16 protein-coding genes are annotated in these 16,126 nt (G+C 63.3%); 3 read left to right on the plus strand and 13 right to left on the minus strand.

What is annotated here, in order from left to right:
- The first annotated feature begins 31 nt into the window (after nt 1–31).
- Nucleotides 32–403: a hypothetical protein gene (locus GGC65_RS06675; protein WP_192646439.1), complete on the plus strand. Its 372-nt coding sequence runs from the start codon at nt 32–34 to the stop codon at nt 401–403.
- 2 nt (nt 404–405) lie between these two features.
- Here the strand turns inward: GGC65_RS06675 and GGC65_RS06680 are convergent, their stop codons facing one another.
- Both GGC65_RS06680 and GGC65_RS06685 read right to left on the minus strand, forming a co-directional pair.
- Nucleotides 406–597: a hypothetical protein gene (locus GGC65_RS06680; RefSeq protein ID WP_192646440.1), complete on the minus strand. Its 192-nt coding sequence runs from the start codon at nt 595–597 to the stop codon at nt 406–408.
- Nucleotides 598–650: 53 nt separating this feature from the next.
- Nucleotides 651–2,141 carry a hypothetical protein gene (locus GGC65_RS06685; protein ID WP_192646441.1) on the minus strand — a complete coding sequence of 497 codons (1,491 nt, stop codon included), beginning with the start codon at nt 2,139–2,141 and terminating at the stop codon, nt 651–653.
- A 219-nt stretch (nt 2,142–2,360) separates the two neighbouring features.
- Between GGC65_RS06685 and GGC65_RS06690 the strand changes: the two genes are divergently transcribed.
- Complete coding sequence (locus GGC65_RS06690; protein ID WP_225940705.1) at nt 2,361–3,554, plus strand: DUF3644 domain-containing protein; 1,194 nt, start codon at nt 2,361–2,363, stop codon at nt 3,552–3,554.
- A gap of 236 nt (nt 3,555–3,790) precedes the next feature.
- On the opposite strand, the gene GGC65_RS06695 is transcribed toward GGC65_RS06690, so the two are convergent.
- The 6 genes from GGC65_RS06695 to GGC65_RS06720 form a co-directional block, all read right to left on the minus strand.
- A complete protein-coding gene (locus GGC65_RS06695) occupies nt 3,791–4,294 on the minus strand; it encodes an RNA polymerase sigma factor (protein WP_225940706.1) in 504 nt (167 codons plus the stop codon).
- Nucleotides 4,291–4,809 (minus strand): hypothetical protein, encoded by a 519-nt coding sequence (locus GGC65_RS06700; protein ID WP_225940707.1) that lies wholly within the window; start codon nt 4,807–4,809, stop codon nt 4,291–4,293. The genes GGC65_RS06695 and GGC65_RS06700 overlap by 4 nt, the downstream gene beginning before the upstream one ends.
- A gap of 186 nt (nt 4,810–4,995) precedes the next feature.
- Nucleotides 4,996–5,919 carry a nucleotidyltransferase and HEPN domain-containing protein gene (locus GGC65_RS06705; protein ID WP_192646443.1) on the minus strand — a complete coding sequence of 308 codons (924 nt, stop codon included), beginning with the start codon at nt 5,917–5,919 and terminating at the stop codon, nt 4,996–4,998.
- A 105-nt stretch (nt 5,920–6,024) separates the two neighbouring features.
- The gene (gene rlxS / locus GGC65_RS06710; protein WP_192646444.1) at nt 6,025–7,989 is read right to left on the minus strand and encodes a relaxase/mobilization nuclease RlxS; all 1,965 of its coding nucleotides are present in this window, start codon (nt 7,987–7,989) and stop codon (nt 6,025–6,027) included.
- 358 nt (nt 7,990–8,347) lie between these two features.
- The gene (locus tag GGC65_RS06715) at nt 8,348–8,707 is read right to left on the minus strand and encodes a hypothetical protein (protein WP_192646445.1); all 360 of its coding nucleotides are present in this window, start codon (nt 8,705–8,707) and stop codon (nt 8,348–8,350) included.
- A gap of 344 nt (nt 8,708–9,051) precedes the next feature.
- Nucleotides 9,052–9,375, minus strand: coding sequence for a DUF736 domain-containing protein (locus GGC65_RS06720; RefSeq protein ID WP_192646446.1), 324 nt, complete (start codon nt 9,373–9,375; stop codon nt 9,052–9,054).
- Nucleotides 9,376–10,219: 844 nt separating this feature from the next.
- Here GGC65_RS06720 and GGC65_RS06725 point away from each other — a divergent pair.
- On the plus strand, nt 10,220–10,441 hold the full coding sequence (locus tag GGC65_RS06725; protein WP_192646447.1) for a hypothetical protein: 222 nt from the start codon (nt 10,220–10,222) through the stop codon (nt 10,439–10,441).
- On the opposite strand, the gene GGC65_RS06730 is transcribed toward GGC65_RS06725, so the two are convergent.
- The 5 genes from GGC65_RS06730 to GGC65_RS06750 form a co-directional block, all read right to left on the minus strand.
- Nucleotides 10,438–12,264, minus strand: a complete 1,827-nt coding sequence (locus GGC65_RS06730) for a ParB/RepB/Spo0J family partition protein (protein ID WP_192646448.1) — start codon at nt 12,262–12,264, stop codon at nt 10,438–10,440. The genes GGC65_RS06725 and GGC65_RS06730 overlap by 4 nt on opposite strands.
- A gap of 88 nt (nt 12,265–12,352) precedes the next feature.
- Nucleotides 12,353–12,796, minus strand: coding sequence for a DUF2958 domain-containing protein (locus GGC65_RS06735; protein WP_192646449.1), 444 nt, complete (start codon nt 12,794–12,796; stop codon nt 12,353–12,355).
- Complete coding sequence (locus tag GGC65_RS06740) at nt 12,793–13,950, minus strand: ArdC family protein (RefSeq protein WP_192646450.1); 1,158 nt, start codon at nt 13,948–13,950, stop codon at nt 12,793–12,795. Before GGC65_RS06740 ends, GGC65_RS06735 begins: the two co-directional genes overlap by 4 nt.
- 781 nt (nt 13,951–14,731) lie before the next feature.
- Entirely contained in the window at nt 14,732–15,253 is a 522-nt protein-coding gene (locus GGC65_RS06745; RefSeq protein ID WP_192649427.1) for a lytic transglycosylase domain-containing protein, read from the minus strand.
- An 89-nt stretch (nt 15,254–15,342) separates the two neighbouring features.
- On the minus strand, nt 15,343–15,906 hold the full coding sequence (locus GGC65_RS06750) for a S26 family signal peptidase (protein WP_192646451.1): 564 nt from the start codon (nt 15,904–15,906) through the stop codon (nt 15,343–15,345).
- Between the last annotated feature and the right edge of the window lie 220 nt (nt 15,907–16,126).

The following is a 16,126-nucleotide window of genomic DNA, read 5'->3' on the forward strand; positions in this document are numbered from 1 at the left end:
TTGCTTTTTAGCAATCACGAAAGATTTTTGCATGAGCCGTGTCGCCGACTTTGATTTCTCTTCTTATTTCAAATCTCTAGCTGCAACGGTCACGAGCCGTAACACGAACTGGAAGTCGGTGAGCGAGGCGACCGGTGTGTCGCAGACGACACTTTCGCGCATGGGACGCGGACGCCAACCCGACGCGGAAAGCCTCGCGAAGCTTTCGGCATGGGCGGGTCTAAATCCTGTCGATTACGTTGGCGGAGAAAAGCGCCGGGCTGAACCGCTCGCTCTCATGGGCAAGCTGCTACGAGAGGACCCCAATCTCGACAGCGCGTCGGCCGATGCGCTCGAGGCAATAATAGAGACGGCCTACAGCCGTTTTCGCCGCGATCCGGCGTCAGACAAACTGACCGATTGACGCTATTCGGGTTTCGGCCGGTTGGCTGCTGCGCCCGAAACGCGCATCTGCGACGCGAGCTTGCTCCCCTCACGAATATCGTGCGTTATGCGCGGCATCGCCTTCTTGAGATTGTCACCATAAGACCGCGCCGTCGCAGCATCGGACCGGCGTGTTTCTTTGCCGGCGAGATAGGATTTCAGTGCATCGTCCATGGTGTGCCTGCCCCTGTTTCAATTTCCGGCGCGTGACAAGTCGCAATCGGACTTCATTTCCGAACCTGCCGTAGATTCAGCTCCATCCGTCCCAGCGGTGCTTCATGCGCGCGGTCGAGTTTCAAAGCGGTAAAATCAAGCTCGGGATTGTTGCGATCGAACATCAACGCCGTTTCATGGTCATGTGCAAGCCAAATCGGTACCGGATCGCGCGGGCTCGCGGTCGCGTCGAGAATGGCGCGCGCGGCGATATGGCCGTTTTTCCACTGTTCGTCGGATGCATATTCAACGACCCAAACGAATTGCGCGGTATTGAGGCGCATCAGAATATTGAGCAGTTCCGTGCCGAGCTCGGAATGTCGCGACCGTGCGAAGTCGCGAAGCCGCGAGATAGTCGTCACAAAATAGCGGCGTAGCATCACACCCTCGGCAGGAAGGCCTTTCAGTTCTGCAGTCAGCAGCGGGTAGAGAACATCCTCGGTGTAGGTGTCGACCGTGATCGCCGGATAGAATATCTTTTCGGGTAGGGCGACGATGAAGGCGAAAAAATCCATCGCGACATAGGGCGGCGCGGGACCGCCTGCCGCCGCACTTTCGACGGGATCAACCGGGATGCACCCATAGGGCAGCAAATTGTCGTCCACTGCGAGAATCGACTCGATCTGCTCCCAGGCGTGCGAAATGAGATATGGGGGCGCCTTGGGCGGATTGGTCCACGAATAGCCGGCGGCGACGATCGCATGACCCTCGCCGTTGATGTCGAGGGCAATGAACAAGGGAAAGCCCGATTCCAGATAGGCAATCATCTGCGCGTAGAAGCGGTCGTCCTCGTCGCCCCTCTTGACGACGATCAGGGGATAGGTCTCGGCAGCCTGGAACACCCTTTCGGCTTCGCCGATGTCGAGACCGAGGCCGGGGGTAACTCCGCCTGGATCGAACTGCGACGCCATCAGCGTGATATCGTGAAGCAGCAGCTCGCGGTGTTGCGGGAAGCGTTCGCTGTAATGGCGCAGAATCGACCAGCAGGACACATGAGCACAGACGCTGATGTCGATATGCTGCGCCATCGACGGAAAGCCCCAGACGGTCAGCGTGTAGCCGAGCAGATGGACCTTATGCTTAGCTTGGATGGCGGTGCCGCGCGCGCCGAGGCGGATGTCGGGAGACAGGATAGAACGACCTATGGTCGCGACAATCGTCGGTCGCAGGACGATGAATCCGTAATACTGCCCCTCGTTGACAGTCCCGGAGGGAGCGCTGAGATCGGTCGTCGCGGGATCGAAGCCAATACCTTCAGCGAAAAAATGAAGGCGGATGCAATCGTCGCGATAGTCCCGGCCCTTTTTGGCATAATGCTTGTAGAAAGTGCTGCGATAATCCTTGTCGATATAGCCCTTCTCGACCAGCACCCCGCGCACCGCCGGCCTAATGCTCGCCTTAAGTTCGGCCACGACCTCCGCCGGCGCAAATTCGCTGTCGATTAAGCCGGTTAGCGCGTCGAAGTCCGACGGCTGGCTGATGTCGACCCAATAATACTCGCTCACTCGATCCCGCCCCCCGCGATCTTCCGTGCGTGGCTATAAGTGCCGCCAATGAACGTGCATAGCAAAGTCTTTGTCGATTCCATCCTATATGGACCAATTTGGTATATGCTTTCTTGGCTGCTGATCGAGCAAATATAACAATAAGGGAAAATCTGCGTTTTGCGCATCCTGTTCAACAGGGGTGTCGTAGTTGACGACTGAGATGGAGGGATGGGACCCATGGCAGGAAGAAATCGTGAAGGTGCTCTGTCAGCTTCAGAGAAGCCTATCGTAAAGGCTCTACTTGCCAAGGGGTGGCGCAACCAAGACATTCAGGCGCTTGTCAACGTGGGTCGCGAGGCGACAATCAACAGCGGTCGCATCACGGAGACGAAGAAAGACAACACCATTGTCGCGGCTAGCGACGAAGAAATTGAGTTCTTCCAGATCCGGAAAAACTCATACGACCAGAAGACCGGCCTTAATCTGTTTGATCACGAGCGACTGATCCGCGCGCGGGAGGCGATGATCCTCGCGGTGCAGGTTTTCAACAGTCCAGCGATGCGGTTCAAAACAGAGGTTTTCGCTATGCTCGCGAACGTCGCGTGGACGTATTTGATGCACGAGCATTATGAGCGAAAGGGTGTGAAGATCGTCGGCAAAGACGGACGCTCGCTTCTCCTAAGTCAGATTCTCGAGCGCCACGACTGCCCACTCTCGAAAGGCATTAGGGACAATCTCCGCGCATTGAAGATCCTGCGAGATGACGTCGAGCATAAGCTCCTTGGTCGAGGAGACTCTAAGTGGCTTGGCTTGTTCCAGGCGTGCTGCCTGAACTTCGACAAGGCGATGTGCGAGCTATTTGGTGCCCAACTCACATTATCGCATGATCTGGCATTTGCGCTTCAGTTTGCGAAGCTCAACTTCGATCAAGCCACCACACTAAACCAGTACGAGATTCCTGAAGCGATCGATGCGATTGACGCCCGGTTGCGGGAGGGGATGACCGAATCTCAGATCGCCGATCTCGAATACCAATTTCGCGTCATCTATACTTTGGATGCAGTTACGAAGTCTCGTGCTCACTTCCAGTTTGTTCAACCGCACTCGACCGAGGGTAAAGATATCCGTAATGTGTTGGTTCAGCACAAGTTAGCAGATCATCTGTATCCCCATCGCCCCGGCGACGTAATTAAGAAAGTCGCAGAGATGACTGGCGTGGTGTTCACACAGTACAATCATACCCAAGCATGGCGCAAATTCGAAGTTCGCCCGCGTACGGGGGCAGCTCAACCAGAGAATACCAACCGAGATTATTGCATCTACCACGCGGCTCACGGCGACTACACATTCTCCGATCAATGGGTGCAGAAGTTGGCGGAGGAATGTGGGGATGAGCAACGCCTCCAAGAATTGAAGGCGTTCAAGTTATAGTCAATCCGGAACGCCAGCACGAAACTTGTATTCGTGATCTGAGATCCGAACGTTAGTTTCTGGTAGCGGCGAATGCCGCCCAAAATGATCGCAACCCGGCGCGTCCCTGCCGTAATGTTCTGACACGCCTAAACGGCAGCTTTTAGGCAGCTGATGCATCGCCAGCTATGACTGGGACCAGGCGCAAACCGGAAGGTCCTCCTCTCGCGGCCTCGAGGCAAAAAGTTAGTCCGTCATCATTGAGACGCCACTGCTGTGCGGCAGCGCGCAAGAGCACGCATCATATGATATTCAACGCCCTGCTCGCCGATGCCAACCTCGTTTGCGATCTCCCGATATGTCTGGCTTCGCAGCCGATGCATCAGAAAGATGCGACGTGTCCGACGCGGCATTGCGAGAATTGTCCGTCGCAATGTTCGCCGCAAGTCGGCAGCCTCGATTGAATAGGTTTGTTCAGGGCAAACCGGAGCATCGCGTCCTTCATCGAGCGGGAATAGCCGGGCTTTGCGCGCTTTCCTACGCGATCTCTCGATCAGGAGGTTACGGGCGGCGCTGAACATATAGGCGCGAGGATTATCAAGTCGTTCGAAAACATCGGCGCACAGCATCCTTGCAAAAACTTCCTGCACAAGATCGGCCGCCGCGTCACAGCCTGCCCGCCGTCTGAAGAAATGGAATAAGCATCGGTTCTGCGACCGGTAGAAGGCCTCAAAAGAGGCGGTGGAGCCCGGCGCCATCATGGCTCCCGGTTTCCGCGCGAGGTCAGCCGCGCATCCCGTGAAGCGCGGTAGAGTGTGATCCCCGCCTCGATACGATCGAGAATGAAGGTGTCGCGCTCCGCCTTGGCGATACGGATGTCGGACTTCGGATAGATCTCGATATTTACGGCGCAGCGGTCGCCGAGCTCGCTACGGATGACATCCCGGGCACGTTCCCAGCATCGCTCGTCGGCAAACAGCGGATGATTGACGACGATCCAGAGTTCGTAATCGGAGAAGTCGATTGTACGCTTGTCTTCGTACCACGTTCGGCGCGCATATGGACCAATCAGGATGATCCGCTTGATGTGTCCAAGTTCGGGGGCCTGACTCCGGCTAGGGTCGAAGAAAGCGCGCAGGATGCGCGTGATCCGCTCGATCTCGCGTTGCTTGCGCCTGACCAAGTGGCCGACGCGCGCCATCACGACTTCGCGCGCGTAAACGTCGTTCGGATGAGGGGTATGCAACTGCAGCTCGCACCGCGGCGGTCCGCGCAATCATGCGCAGATGTGCAAGCGGTGTCCGCTAGCGCCGACGAAGCGGCTCTCAGCAACCGTCCGACGCGCAGCCGGACCTACATGATGCCTGGCAGGATTATCCTCAGGATGGCCGCCAGTCTCTCCATCCCGTGACGACGATCATGCCAGAATCGCCGGGTCCCTTCAAGTCGCAGGGCGGCGCGCCTATGTCGCGGCGGCGCCCTTTTCGAGTTCGGCGATTTTGTCGGTACATACCTGATGGACAGCGTGCCCGAGTCCCTCAACTCGCGCGCCGAGCCAGATGAGTTCTTCTTCGCTGATTTTGTAATGTTTCGAATAGCGCGCCTTGGTGTAGGCTTCCTTCAACTTTTGGAACATGGCCCGCTCGCGTCGATTGCTCTCAGGCCAAATTCCAAAGAGACGGCGATCTAGCCCCTCCGCAAGCGAACGCAGAAACGCAATGTTGTGGTTGTAGGGTGTGTAGAAAGTGACTGTGAGTAGCAGGCAGTGGTAAAGCTGCTCCGTGGCCTGATGAAGCTGAAAGGCGGCGTTCTTGCAGAAGCCATCGTCTAACGCGTGCTTGTAGCTTCGAAAGAACGCAAGCGCGGTCGGCATGCCCTCCTCAAAGTAGTCCTTCGCCGCCACCAATGCCTGATCCGGTGTCTTAGGCTTCGGCGTAGCCAGTCCTCGCCCTTCAGTTTCGTAAATTGCTATCCCGTCCTTCACGACCTCCATGAAGAAAACACGCCCGTGCGATAGCCCCTCGTTCACCTCATGCAGGCTGTGTATGATGAAGTTCACTGGGGTCCGAAGCGTCCTCTCAATCGTGTACGCGCGGATCAATCGTTCCTCGGCCTTCGCCCAATAAGCGGCGCGATCGGTCAGCTCCTTCTGGCTGACGATGATGAGGATGTCATAATCGGATTTATACTGGTTCGCCGACAGCGGCGCATCGATCCAGTCTCCCCGTGCATGACTACCGAAGAGAATGATCTTGAGAATGCGCGCACCCTTGCGCGGCCCGGTCGCATTCTCGGTCGCCTGGCCGAACTCGTCGAAAATGATTTCGACGACGCGCTCAAGCTCGCGCTGCTTGGCCGCGGGAAGATGGTCGAGGTCGGTGCGCATGGTAATGAATCTTCGGGAATATCGCGCAGTTTGGCAAGGGCTAACGACCGCGCGAATGCGATTGAATAACTTGGTGCGCGGCTGCGTTGGAAGGCCGGAGGTCACTCACGATATCGACGGGCCGCTGCGCTGCCGCCCCATCGTCCAATTGATCCCGCCGTCACGCATGATGCCTGCAACGGGCTTGCCGATTTGCCGATCGAGTACCGGCCGCCACGGTACCAGCGTAAAATCCCGTGATCGTTCGACCAACGCGTGCCGCCCGCTCGCCATCTCCACCGTTCGCACAAAACGACCCTCGATCCGCTCGCCAGACTTAGCCTCCTTGAAGGGCTTGCCAAGCTCCTCCGACAGCTGCCCGGCAACGCGCAGCAATTCACGGCGCTGGAGGGCCGCGAGCATACCGCGACGGTAAGTGACTTGCCCGCCCTGCTCTTCTGCTAACTGCTCGGCGATCAGCCACTGACGCCGCAACGCTTGCGCGGCTCTGACCTCGCGTCCGAACCCGGCATTGCGCAGCTGGGTTGGGGTCTCGGTCACGAGCTCGCGATCGATCCACGTTGCGGCATCGATCGCGGGTAATTTCTCGATCGGTTCAGCGGACAGGATTTCGACATCGACAGGGCGGCTTCGCAGCTGCCGCTTTTCGAACGCCTCGACCTTGGCGAGATGATCGGACGATATCGTCCATGTCCCGTCGGGCTCGCGCTCGACGCTACGCATCACCCTTCGCATTGCCTCGAGCCGGCGAACATGCGTCTCGGCGAACGCCTGCTGCGCCGCAGGGTCGTGGCGTAAATGGGCGTCGACCGAGTAGCGCCCGTCGTTCGCCGCAGCGACCTCGATGATGGTTCGGTCCACGCCGCGCACGCCCCCGCCGCGCGGTGCGATGCTGACGATCGCGCCTTCGGGGGTCGGTTCGGTCTTTTCGCCGACGCCGATGTCGACATAATGGGCGCGACCATCGACCCCATCGACGAGCAGATAATGGCGATCGTCATGCTCGTCGGCCAGTCCGCGCATGATCACGCGGCCAACGAGCCGCGTGCTCGCCCCAGCCGTGGGTTCAAAGATCAGGCGATCGGTGCTCGCGCGTTCGACCTTTCTCGCGCCGAGCTCGCGCTGCATCGTGCGGATAATATCGCCGCGCTCGCCCATGCGGCGGAGCGTATCGGCGAAGCGCGGTTCGAGACGCCAGCTGTCGCCGCCCAGATGCGTGGCGAGATCCATCCGTGCGAGCTTCTGCAATCGTCCCGTCCGCAAGGATTGCTGGAGCGGGTCGCGATCGCGCGCGGTGACGAGGCCGAGATCGTTCATGTCGCGAACCAGCCGGCGGTCAATCGCGGTCAGCCTCTCCTCGCCGACATCGGAGCGGAGGCGCGCATCAATTTCGAGGTCGGTTCGGGGCCCCAGGTCGAGTGTCGCGATCGCCATCGCGCGCTCGCGGGCGCCGTGCGAAATATACTCGCGCGCGATGACCAGATCGGCGCCGCGATCATTTTTGCCGCGGATCATCACATGGCTGTGCGGATGACCGGTGTTGAAATGGTCGACGGCGACCCAGTCGAGCTTCGTGCCGAGGTCTTTCTCCATCTCGCTCATGAGCCGGCGGACGTAAGATTTGAGGTCGGCAAATTGATCGCCGTCCTCGGGCGCGACGATCATCCGGAACTGATGCCGATCCTGCGCGCAACGGGCGAGGAACGACTTGCCGTCGGCGACGTCGACATCGGCCGAATAAAGTTCGCCCGGCAACCCCTCGCGCGTCACGCCGTCGCGCTGGATATAGGAGAAATGCGCCTTGGCGGCGCCGAGCCCCTTGCCGGCGAGCGTGACGGGACGAAACTTCACGATGACCCGGCGAGACCGGAGCGCTGCATGCCTGCCCTGTCCGCGCAGCACCCGCGCGACGCTTGCGCCGCGACCGATCCGGCTGCCGTCGAACGGGCCGCGCCTGCCGCTTCTCTTGCCCGCACGCCGCGCCGCCTTGACCACGAGCCCGATGTAGCGGGCTTCCTTGCCGCGGCTGCGCATGCGCCCAAGCCGCGGGGTGAAATCATCATCGTCCATATCGCGTCCTTCCAGTCGGAACGACGCTCCCCAGGGTTAGAATGGCAATTCCGCCGAATTTGACAAGGAGTCTCGCGTTTGCGGCGTGAAAGGCGCGGAAATCCACGTGATCCGCGCCGCGAGTCTCGCGGCGGAAACGCGTGTCTCGCGAAACCGGCCAAAAAAGGATGTGCAGACAGTGAGTTACAATATCGCGAGATATTGCTTCTATCTTGCTATCAGCGCGCACCCCTCGATCCGACGCTCCTCCTCCCTTCCCAGCCGCTCTCCCCGCCGCCCCCTTGCCACCCCAGACAGGCAGAGAAAGAGGAGCAGTGCCTCGACGGCACCGCTCCTTTTCAAGCGCGATCGGCGCCCCTCAAACTGTCGTTTCGAATGCCTCGTCGGCGGCTATCTCATCCTGAAAATGCCGCACGCCCAGCAGCGCATCGACCGATCCCAGTGCATCGACAAGCAGCACCGCGACATAGTGCCGCCCGTCCAATATTCCGCTCACCGCGACGCGATCGAGCGCATCTTCCTCGTCCCGGTCGAGGCGCTCATAGCTGCCGAGCCTGCGTTCGCGCCCCCTCGCTTCCCAGTAAAAATCGGCGCCCTCGGCCTCGATAAATTGCCGCGCCAGGCCTTCCGCCGCCACGCTTCCGAACTCGATTTCGAGTCCGGCAACGAGCCGTTCAAACACGCGGGTATCACCGATGCTGATCGAAGACTGAAACATGATCCTTCTCCTTTGCGAAACGCCCTCCTCATCGAGGACGTTCCTTCAAAGACGGGCGGCGGCGCGGCTGTCAGGGCCGCGCGGAGCGCGCCGCGAAGCGGCGGTGGGGGAACCGATTTTCGCAGAAAATTGGGGGGACCGCCGGCCTTGCACAGCCGCGCCGCCGCCCGTCACACTTGGCCTTGCCGAGACGAGCCCCCACCCTCCCGGAGTCGCGCGGCGCCATCGGACTGGCGCTATTTTTTGGCGAAGGGTTTCGCACCTTTCGCCGCGATTATTCGCGAAATTCGAACAGCGAAAAGCCCCCGCACCGTCGCCGGTACGGGGGCGTTCGAGAGCCGCGATCAGTCGTTCGGATTCCAGATCAGCGCATAGCTGTCGTCGTCGTCCTGCCCGGCGGCGCGGCCGAGATTGCAGTAGAGCCGGCGCGGTCCGAACTCGGGGGCGGCAAGCGTCAGCGACACATATTGTTCGCCCGAGACCTGCCCGACACGGATCCAGCCTGCGCCGATCTCGACGCCGTCCGAATAGACCCGGTAGTCGGGCTGGGTCTCGCCCGCCTTGCTGCGGTTGGTACGAACCTCGATGCCCGCGCGGATCGTGAGCGTCTTGAGCTGCCCGACAAAACCCTTGTCGATGCTGCCGTTCACATAGCCGATGGCTGCCATTTTTCGTCTCCTCAAAACCGCCGCAGGGACCGTCCCCGCGGCATGGGCGGACCTGAGGACCGGTGCGATGGCGTCGCGCGAACCCGTAAGGGCCGCAGCGAAGCGGAGGACTTGAGGCGGGCCATTATTTGAGAGCGAAGCGGCCGCGAGGAGCGCGTGGCACACGCGCGGGGAAATAATCGCCCGCCGATGGTTTCGCGCGGCGCCGCGCCGGTCCAGGTCCCTCGCCCGGCGCCGGGAGACGGGGCTTGCGGAGACCGAAGGAGGACGAAGGGCCAGCGATATCCGGACGGCAGCAGGGATCGACCAGGCTTGGCTCAACCGCAGTCGAAGCGCCGCCCCATCGTCCGGGGATCATGCTCAGGAAAGCGAATCCCGGCATGGCGAACGGCGCCATATCGCTGCCGATGCTTGGCGCGCGACCGGGCCGCGATAGCGGGGAACGCAAGGGCGACTGTCGCGCGATGACACACCTCGCGGGCTTCGCCACTTGTCGCTTTCTGGTATCGGCAAAGCGCGCTAGGACCGCGCACCAGCCGGCGTCGCGGGGCCGATTGCGACCCAGCCCCGCGAAGCCGGTTGGCGACGATGCATCATCGATGCGCATATCGTCGGGGCGGTGGGATGGGGAAAACCGCACCGCCCCATATTCGCGGGGATCGTTGCCGATGCGAACCCCGTCCCGCCCAAGCCGTCATTCTGATATTCGTTCGACGAACAGGGGCGCTTTGGCGTTTTCAACCTATGCGAATCATCCGCGCGGCGGCAGGGCGTGCGCGACGACAACTTCTGCCGACCGGAGGCCGCAGCGACCCGCAGCCTCCAATCATCTGTGGGGGCGATGATGAAGATCATCGACTTGGCAGCGCGCGAGACCTTCGCGCGCCGCCTTTTTTCTTCTCTTCTTCAGCGCGCCGAGGCCGCTTGCGGCCGAGGCGCGCGCCCGACAGAAATCCATCGCGCCGTCACGAGCCGCAGCGCGGCGAAGGACGGCGCGATGGCCGCGATCAGGTTGGTGAAACTGGCGGATGAAAGGCGGGCGGCGAACCGCCCGCCCCTGCCTTAGGCCGCAAGCGGCGGGGCCTCGGCTTCGGCCTCGGTGTCGCTTTGGACGTCCCCGTCGATATCCATATCCACGTCGGCGGGATGGCCCTCGGCTAATTCGGCATCGACCATCGCTTCGAGATCGGCGCCCCAGCGTGCATGCGCGCGGACGCTGCCAACGCCGCCGCGCGCCGTATAGGCCGCAGGCGGGAACGCCATCCATCCGGGAACCCACGCCGAGACCTGCGTGCGCCCGTTGGCGCCGTCCAGATGATCGGCGATGATCCCTTTCAGCGCCTTCGCCTTCTCCTTTCCGTTCGCTGTCGCGACATCGGCGCCCGCCACCTCGCCGACGATGGCGAGCAGCACTTCGCGGTCGCGAAGCTGATCGAAGAAGGCCGCGTCGGCATGCCAATGCCTGCGCATATCGGTGCCGAGATGGACGCCGATCGCCTCGACCGCGAGGCTTCCCGCCTGCAAGGTTTCGCCCATCACGACCGCGACGACTTCCATCACCACCGGATCGGGAAGCTCGAGCAGACGCGCGAACACGCCCGCAAAGCCGGGCCGGTTGTAGCCCGAACCCGTCACTGTCGGCGCCTCGGGATCGAAACCGAGCACGCCAAGCACCGCGCGCCGCTGCGTATCGAAGACGGCCTCGGCGCTACAGGTTTCGACGCTCTCGGCGATGTCCTCCTTCGGCGCGCGCTGACTCTCGACATCGACGCGGTAATGGTCCGCGCCCGCGATGACATGCGCCACGAGCGCGCGAAGCGCGACCCCGCCGTGGCGCGCGAGGTCGGCGCGAACGGCGGCGTGGCGGTGGAGGTCGATATAAGTGTTCATCGCCGACGTGACCTCGGGCCGTGCCGCTTTGACGCGGTCGGCAGAACTGCCCGCGCTGGCGCCGCGCGCGGCTTCCTTCGCCGTCACGAAGCCTTCGTGGAAGGTCACTTCGCCGCTGTCGCGCACCTCGACATAGACGCGCCCACCCTTGCGCTTCGAGGCATGGGCATAGTCCCACGAGCGGAACCATTCGCCGCGCGCGAGTACCGCAACATCGCTCCAACCGGCCTCGATATAGCCAGCCTTGCGCGCTTCGATCTCGGCTATCTGCGCGGCCCAGAAGGCATCGCTGTCGGCGAAGAAACGGTCCTCGCCGAAGAGGTCGGCGACGATGGCGGCGCCGCTCGCCTCGGCATCGAACAGCGCATGCTTCACCGCAATCGCGCTGCCGCCGAAGAGCCATGCTTTCAGCTGATGGCCGGTCGGACAATAGGCCTGCGCGTCGTCGCGCAGCGCCAGCCAAGCGGTCTGCTGGCTTTTCGAGGCAAGAGTCAGATGGCGCACGGTGGCGGCGTCGATCTCGCCGCCGCGATAGAGGGTGCGGATGCGCGGCAGCAGCGCGCCGAGCGCAAGGATGCGCTTCACCGCCGAGACCTCAAAGCCGAAGACATCGGCGATGTCCTCGACGTTGCGGCCCGCCTTGACCAGCGCAATGAACGCCTCCCACTGGCTAACCTCGTCGGGCTTCACGCGCGCCAGATTTTCGAGCATCGACGCTTCGATGGCAGCGGCGTCGTCGGCATCGTCGAGGATAGCGCACGGCAGCGGCTTCACCTTAACGCCTTCGCGCGCAACGGCATTCATTGCCGTGAAGCGGCGCCGTCCGGCGACAATCTCGAAATGCCCTTCCGAACAGTTCGGGCGCACGAGCAATGGAACGAGAACGCCGCGTGCGCGAATGCTCGGCAAGATATCCGCGACGTCGGGATCCTTTCCTTTGCCGCGCATATTCGTCTTGGCAATCGACAGCTTGTCGAGATCGATAAAATCGAGTTTCATGGCACATGCTCCTAGTGAGTGCCGGTCCCGTTGGGGGTGGAGTCTCGGCGGGATCGGCTTCGATTGACGGCGAAAACGCGCCGCCGCGTCAGCTGCCCTCGCCTCCCTCGCCCGGCTCGGGGCGACGGTCGGGTTCGGGCAGAAGCCGGTCGGATTTGCCGCGCCTGAGCGCCGCTTCGGCGCGCGCAATCGAGCCGAGCCGCTGCGCGGTCTCGGTCCAGACCGAGAGCGGCGCGAGCGGGTCGAAGTCCGCATCGCGCTCGATGGCAAGGCCGAAAGGCAGCCGCACCGTCTTGATTTCGCGCAGTGAAAAGCAGCCGAGTTCGGGGCATCCGAAGCCAAGGTCGGCGAGGCCGAACAGCGTGTCGCCGTCCTCGGCGAGTTCGGTCGCGATCCAAGTCGCCGCGCCCACCGGATTGATCAATTTAAGGACGGGCCATGGGTCGAAGCGCCCACCCTGCGCGGCGTGGATGCGGCCCGTCAAGCCGTTGGCGTGGAGCGCGAAGGCGAGGCTGTGGGGAAGCAGGCTCATCGCTCCTCTCCCGCCGCATCCGCGCCGCGCGCGGCGCGTGCCGCGTCGGGTGCAAAGGCCATGAGATAGTCCGCCGCCTTACTCGCGAGGCTCGCGGCCTTGAAGATCGCGCGCGTATCGGCGCGCAAAATCGCGAGCCACGCGCCGATATAGTCGGCGTGACGGACGGTCGGCTTGATGCCGAGCGCGGCGCAGAGGAAGGCGCTCGCGAGTTCGGCGCAAAGCTCCTCGCGCCCATAGGCGGCGCCCGCGAAGGGTCCCGATTGGTCGCGGTCGAGCCGGGAGCGATGCCCGGTCCAGTGACCGAGTTCGTGCAGCGCGGTTCGATAATAATCTATCTGACTGCGGAAAGCCTGTTGCGGCGGCACCGCGACGAAATCATGCGAGGGCGAATAATAGGCTTCATGGCCGCCAATGCGGAAATCGGCGCCGCTTGCCGCGATCAGCGCCTCGGCGATGGGCACGGTTTCGCGCGGCGGCAGCGGCATGTCGGTCAGCAGGCAACGCGGCGGCAGCCCCTCGCACTGATCGACATTGAAGACGGTGAAGCGCTTGAGAAACGGCACGCCGCGCTCGTCCCCGCTCGCGTTGCCGCCGATTTCGCCGCCGTTCGCCGGGCCCGATGCATGCGATGCGCCCGCACCGGCATCGCCCTCGCCACTTTTCGGCGTGAAGCGCGCGGCATAGAAGATCGTCGTGCCCTTCTCGCCCCGGCGCACCGCGCCGCCCGCGCCGAGCGCCTGACGGAAGGTCAGCCAGCGCTGCGCGGCAAAGCCGCGCGCCGCCGCCTCGCCCCAGAGTATAAGGATGTTGATGCCCGAATAGCTCCGCCCGCTGTCCGCGTTGCGGGGCAGCCCCGGCGGACAAGCGGCGGCGTCCCATGGCTGGACCCATGGCACGCGCCCGGCTTCCAGCTCGGCGACGATGCGCGCGGTAACCTCGTCGTAAAGCGACGCGCACGGCGCCGCGTCGCGTTCGCTGCGACCCGCCGAGCGGCGTTCGCGCTTTTTCGGCCCGCGCGCCTCCCCCGCCTTTGTCGACGTCGAGGCCCGAGCCGGTGTCGGTGTCGGTGTCGGTGTCGGTGTCGGTGTCGGGGTCCGCGTCGGCGCCGGGACCGGAGTCAGTCTCGGTGTCGGTGTCGGTGTCGCCGACATGTCCCGAGTGTTCGAAAGCGCCTCGCGGCCATTCGCCAAGGCTTGCGGATGAAAAACCATCGGTGCGGATCCTCCTGACCAAAAACCGCCGCGGCCGGCCCCGGACGGCGGGGCGGGCTGCAGATCAGGACAAAGGGGTCGCCCCAGAGGCGGGTCCGCACCCGAAGGGCCGGAGCGAAGCGGAGGAGCCGGAAGCATGACGGCTTGCGGAGCCGCCGGGCGGCCCCATGGCCCTGCGCCGCCCGAACCGCCGTTCCGGTGCGCCGCCTCGCAAAGCGCGGCCGCGCGCCGCCGGCGCGCGGCGTCATCAGCATGTTCCCCAGCCACCTTGTCGCTTCGCCCGCTCGATCGGACATGACGGACGAAGAGGAACCGAAATGAAGCCGGTCGGCAGACGCTGGGGGTCGAACAAGGCGCGGCGCGCGCCCCTCCCAATGATCGACGGCACCGCGGCCCGTCAGGGCCGCTGCGCCGAGCAGAAGAAAACGGTGCCCTTGGCGAACCGCAGGCGGAGCGGCGTGCGCACGGATGCGACGGGTCGGCCATGGCGCCGCCAGGGCCGGAACAGCGCGGCAGCGCTGTTTACCCGGCGCGAGACGTGCGCCGCCGTTTCGCCAAGACCGCGAGCCCAAGAGCGCCTGCGCGGCCAAATGAACAAGCGCGCGACCTCTGGCGGCGGCCCCCGCCGCCAGTGTGCGCCCATTTCAGCCGCGCGCATCAACCGCGCGCAACGGATGGCGTCCCCGGCCGGTCGCCTGTAACCGTCCTTCTCCGCCGTCGCTCAGCGTTTTATGAAGAAGATGTCGCCCTTGGCAGCCGGGATTTCGGGAGTCCGCGATTTCGGTTCGGCCGCGAAGAAGGTTGCCTGCGAAGACCCAAGCCGGGGCGCCGGCGGACCGGTTCTCGCGACCTTCCTGAGATAATCGCGCGTCTCCCTGGGGAGCGAGCGTCGGCCTTCCAGATAGGCCGCGTAACGCGCCGGGCCGGCATTATAGGCGCCGAAGAGGCCAGGATAACCGAAACGATCGTACATCAGGCGAAGATAGAGCGTCCCCGCAAGGATGTTGTCGCGCGGCGCGTGTGGATCTTGGCCGAGACCGAGGCGGCGACGCATCTCGGCCCATGTCGCCGGCATCAACTGCATCAATCCCATGGCGCCGGCATGACTTACGATCGGGCGACCATGCCATATCGTGCGTCCGCCGCTTTCCGCGATCAGCACGCGTTCGATCCATTGCGCCGGAACGCCAAATCGCCCCGAGGCTTCTTCTATATGCGAACGCCAAAGCTCGGTCGGGTTCATCGCTGCGGGCGCCGCGGCGGCGTGCGCGGGAGCTGTCACTGTCGTTGCTACCGCCGCTGCCGCGGCCGCCGCGATCAGTGCGGAGAGCCTCAGCGCGTCCAAAGCAGATGGACCTTGCCGACGATGTCGCTCTCCGCGGTCGGACCGAAATAGCGCCCGTCGAAGGATGCAGCGCCGGGCATGAGCAGCAGATACTCGCCGCGGCCAAGGACGATGCAGCCAGACCAACGCGGCATCGGCCGCCCCGCGCCGTCGATATCGAGCCGCAGCGCGACCCTGAGGCCATTGACCGTGATATCGGCACCGGCCGCACAGACGCGGTCACCGGCCCTGGCCGCAACGCGCTTGATCAGCGGGACGTTCGCGGGAATGTAGCGCCGCGTGCTGCCGAGGACACGCCAGCTCGGCGGCAGCCGCGCTGCGACCAGGTCGCCTCGGGCGGGTGGCGCTGCGCTGCCCACCGCATAGAGACCGATCGCCGCGCTGGCGGAAACGTTCCAGATCAGCAACGGCCTGGGCGGCGTCAGCAAGGCTGCAGTCACCGCGGCGACGACGCCTGCGGCGGCGCCAGCCAGAAAGGCCTTTTGGTGACGGACGGCCGGCACGCGCAGCGCGCGCAGCCGGAACAGTCTCGCGAAGCGGCCATCACCCATGCGGGCGCCCCTCGACGATCGTCGTCCGGGACCATGCGTCGAGGTCCTCGACGCAATAGACGATCAGACGGCCGTGCCTTCGGTACCGCGGGCCTTGTCCACTGGCACGCAGTCTCCTGAGCTTTCGCCACCCTATACAGAGATAGGCCGCGGCCGCGTGAGTGTTCATGAACGGACGCACGTCAGCCATGGAGGCAGACCCCGAGATCGGGCTTCCGTC

Origin of the sequence: Sphingopyxis sp. OAS728, from assembly GCF_014873485.1 — a bacterium.
Classification (GTDB): Bacteria; Pseudomonadota; Alphaproteobacteria; order Sphingomonadales; family Sphingomonadaceae; genus Sphingopyxis.

Bases quoted from the DNA above. Each gene is read 5' to 3' on its own strand.
- GGC65_RS06745 (WP_192649427.1), bottom strand. From the start codon at position 15,253: ATGAACCCGACCGAGCTTTGGCGTTCGCATATAGAAGAAGCCTCGGGG.
- GGC65_RS06725 (WP_192646447.1), top strand. From the start codon at position 10,220: ATGAAGATCATCGACTTGGCAGCGCGCGAGACCTTCGCGCGCCGCCTT.
- GGC65_RS06695 (WP_225940706.1), bottom strand. From the start codon at position 4,294: ATGATGGCGCCGGGCTCCACCGCCTCTTTTGAGGCCTTCTACCGGTCG.
- GGC65_RS06705 (WP_192646443.1), bottom strand. From the start codon at position 5,919: ATGCGCACCGACCTCGACCATCTTCCCGCGGCCAAGCAGCGCGAGCTT.
- GGC65_RS06690 (WP_225940705.1), top strand. From the start codon at position 2,361: ATGGCAGGAAGAAATCGTGAAGGTGCTCTGTCAGCTTCAGAGAAGCCT.
- GGC65_RS06735 (WP_192646449.1), bottom strand. From the start codon at position 12,796: ATGAGCCTGCTTCCCCACAGCCTCGCCTTCGCGCTCCACGCCAACGGC.
- GGC65_RS06750 (WP_192646451.1), bottom strand. From the start codon at position 15,906: ATGGGTGATGGCCGCTTCGCGAGACTGTTCCGGCTGCGCGCGCTGCGC.
- GGC65_RS06720 (WP_192646446.1), bottom strand. From the start codon at position 9,375: ATGGCAGCCATCGGCTATGTGAACGGCAGCATCGACAAGGGTTTTGTC.
- GGC65_RS06715 (WP_192646445.1), bottom strand. From the start codon at position 8,707: ATGTTTCAGTCTTCGATCAGCATCGGTGATACCCGCGTGTTTGAACGG.
- GGC65_RS06740 (WP_192646450.1), bottom strand. From the start codon at position 13,950: ATGTCGGCGACACCGACACCGACACCGAGACTGACTCCGGTCCCGGCG.
- GGC65_RS06675 (WP_192646439.1), top strand. From the start codon at position 32: ATGAGCCGTGTCGCCGACTTTGATTTCTCTTCTTATTTCAAATCTCTA.
- GGC65_RS06680 (WP_192646440.1), bottom strand. From the start codon at position 597: ATGGACGATGCACTGAAATCCTATCTCGCCGGCAAAGAAACACGCCGG.
- GGC65_RS06730 (WP_192646448.1), bottom strand. From the start codon at position 12,264: ATGAAACTCGATTTTATCGATCTCGACAAGCTGTCGATTGCCAAGACG.
- rlxS (WP_192646444.1), bottom strand. From the start codon at position 7,989: ATGGACGATGATGATTTCACCCCGCGGCTTGGGCGCATGCGCAGCCGC.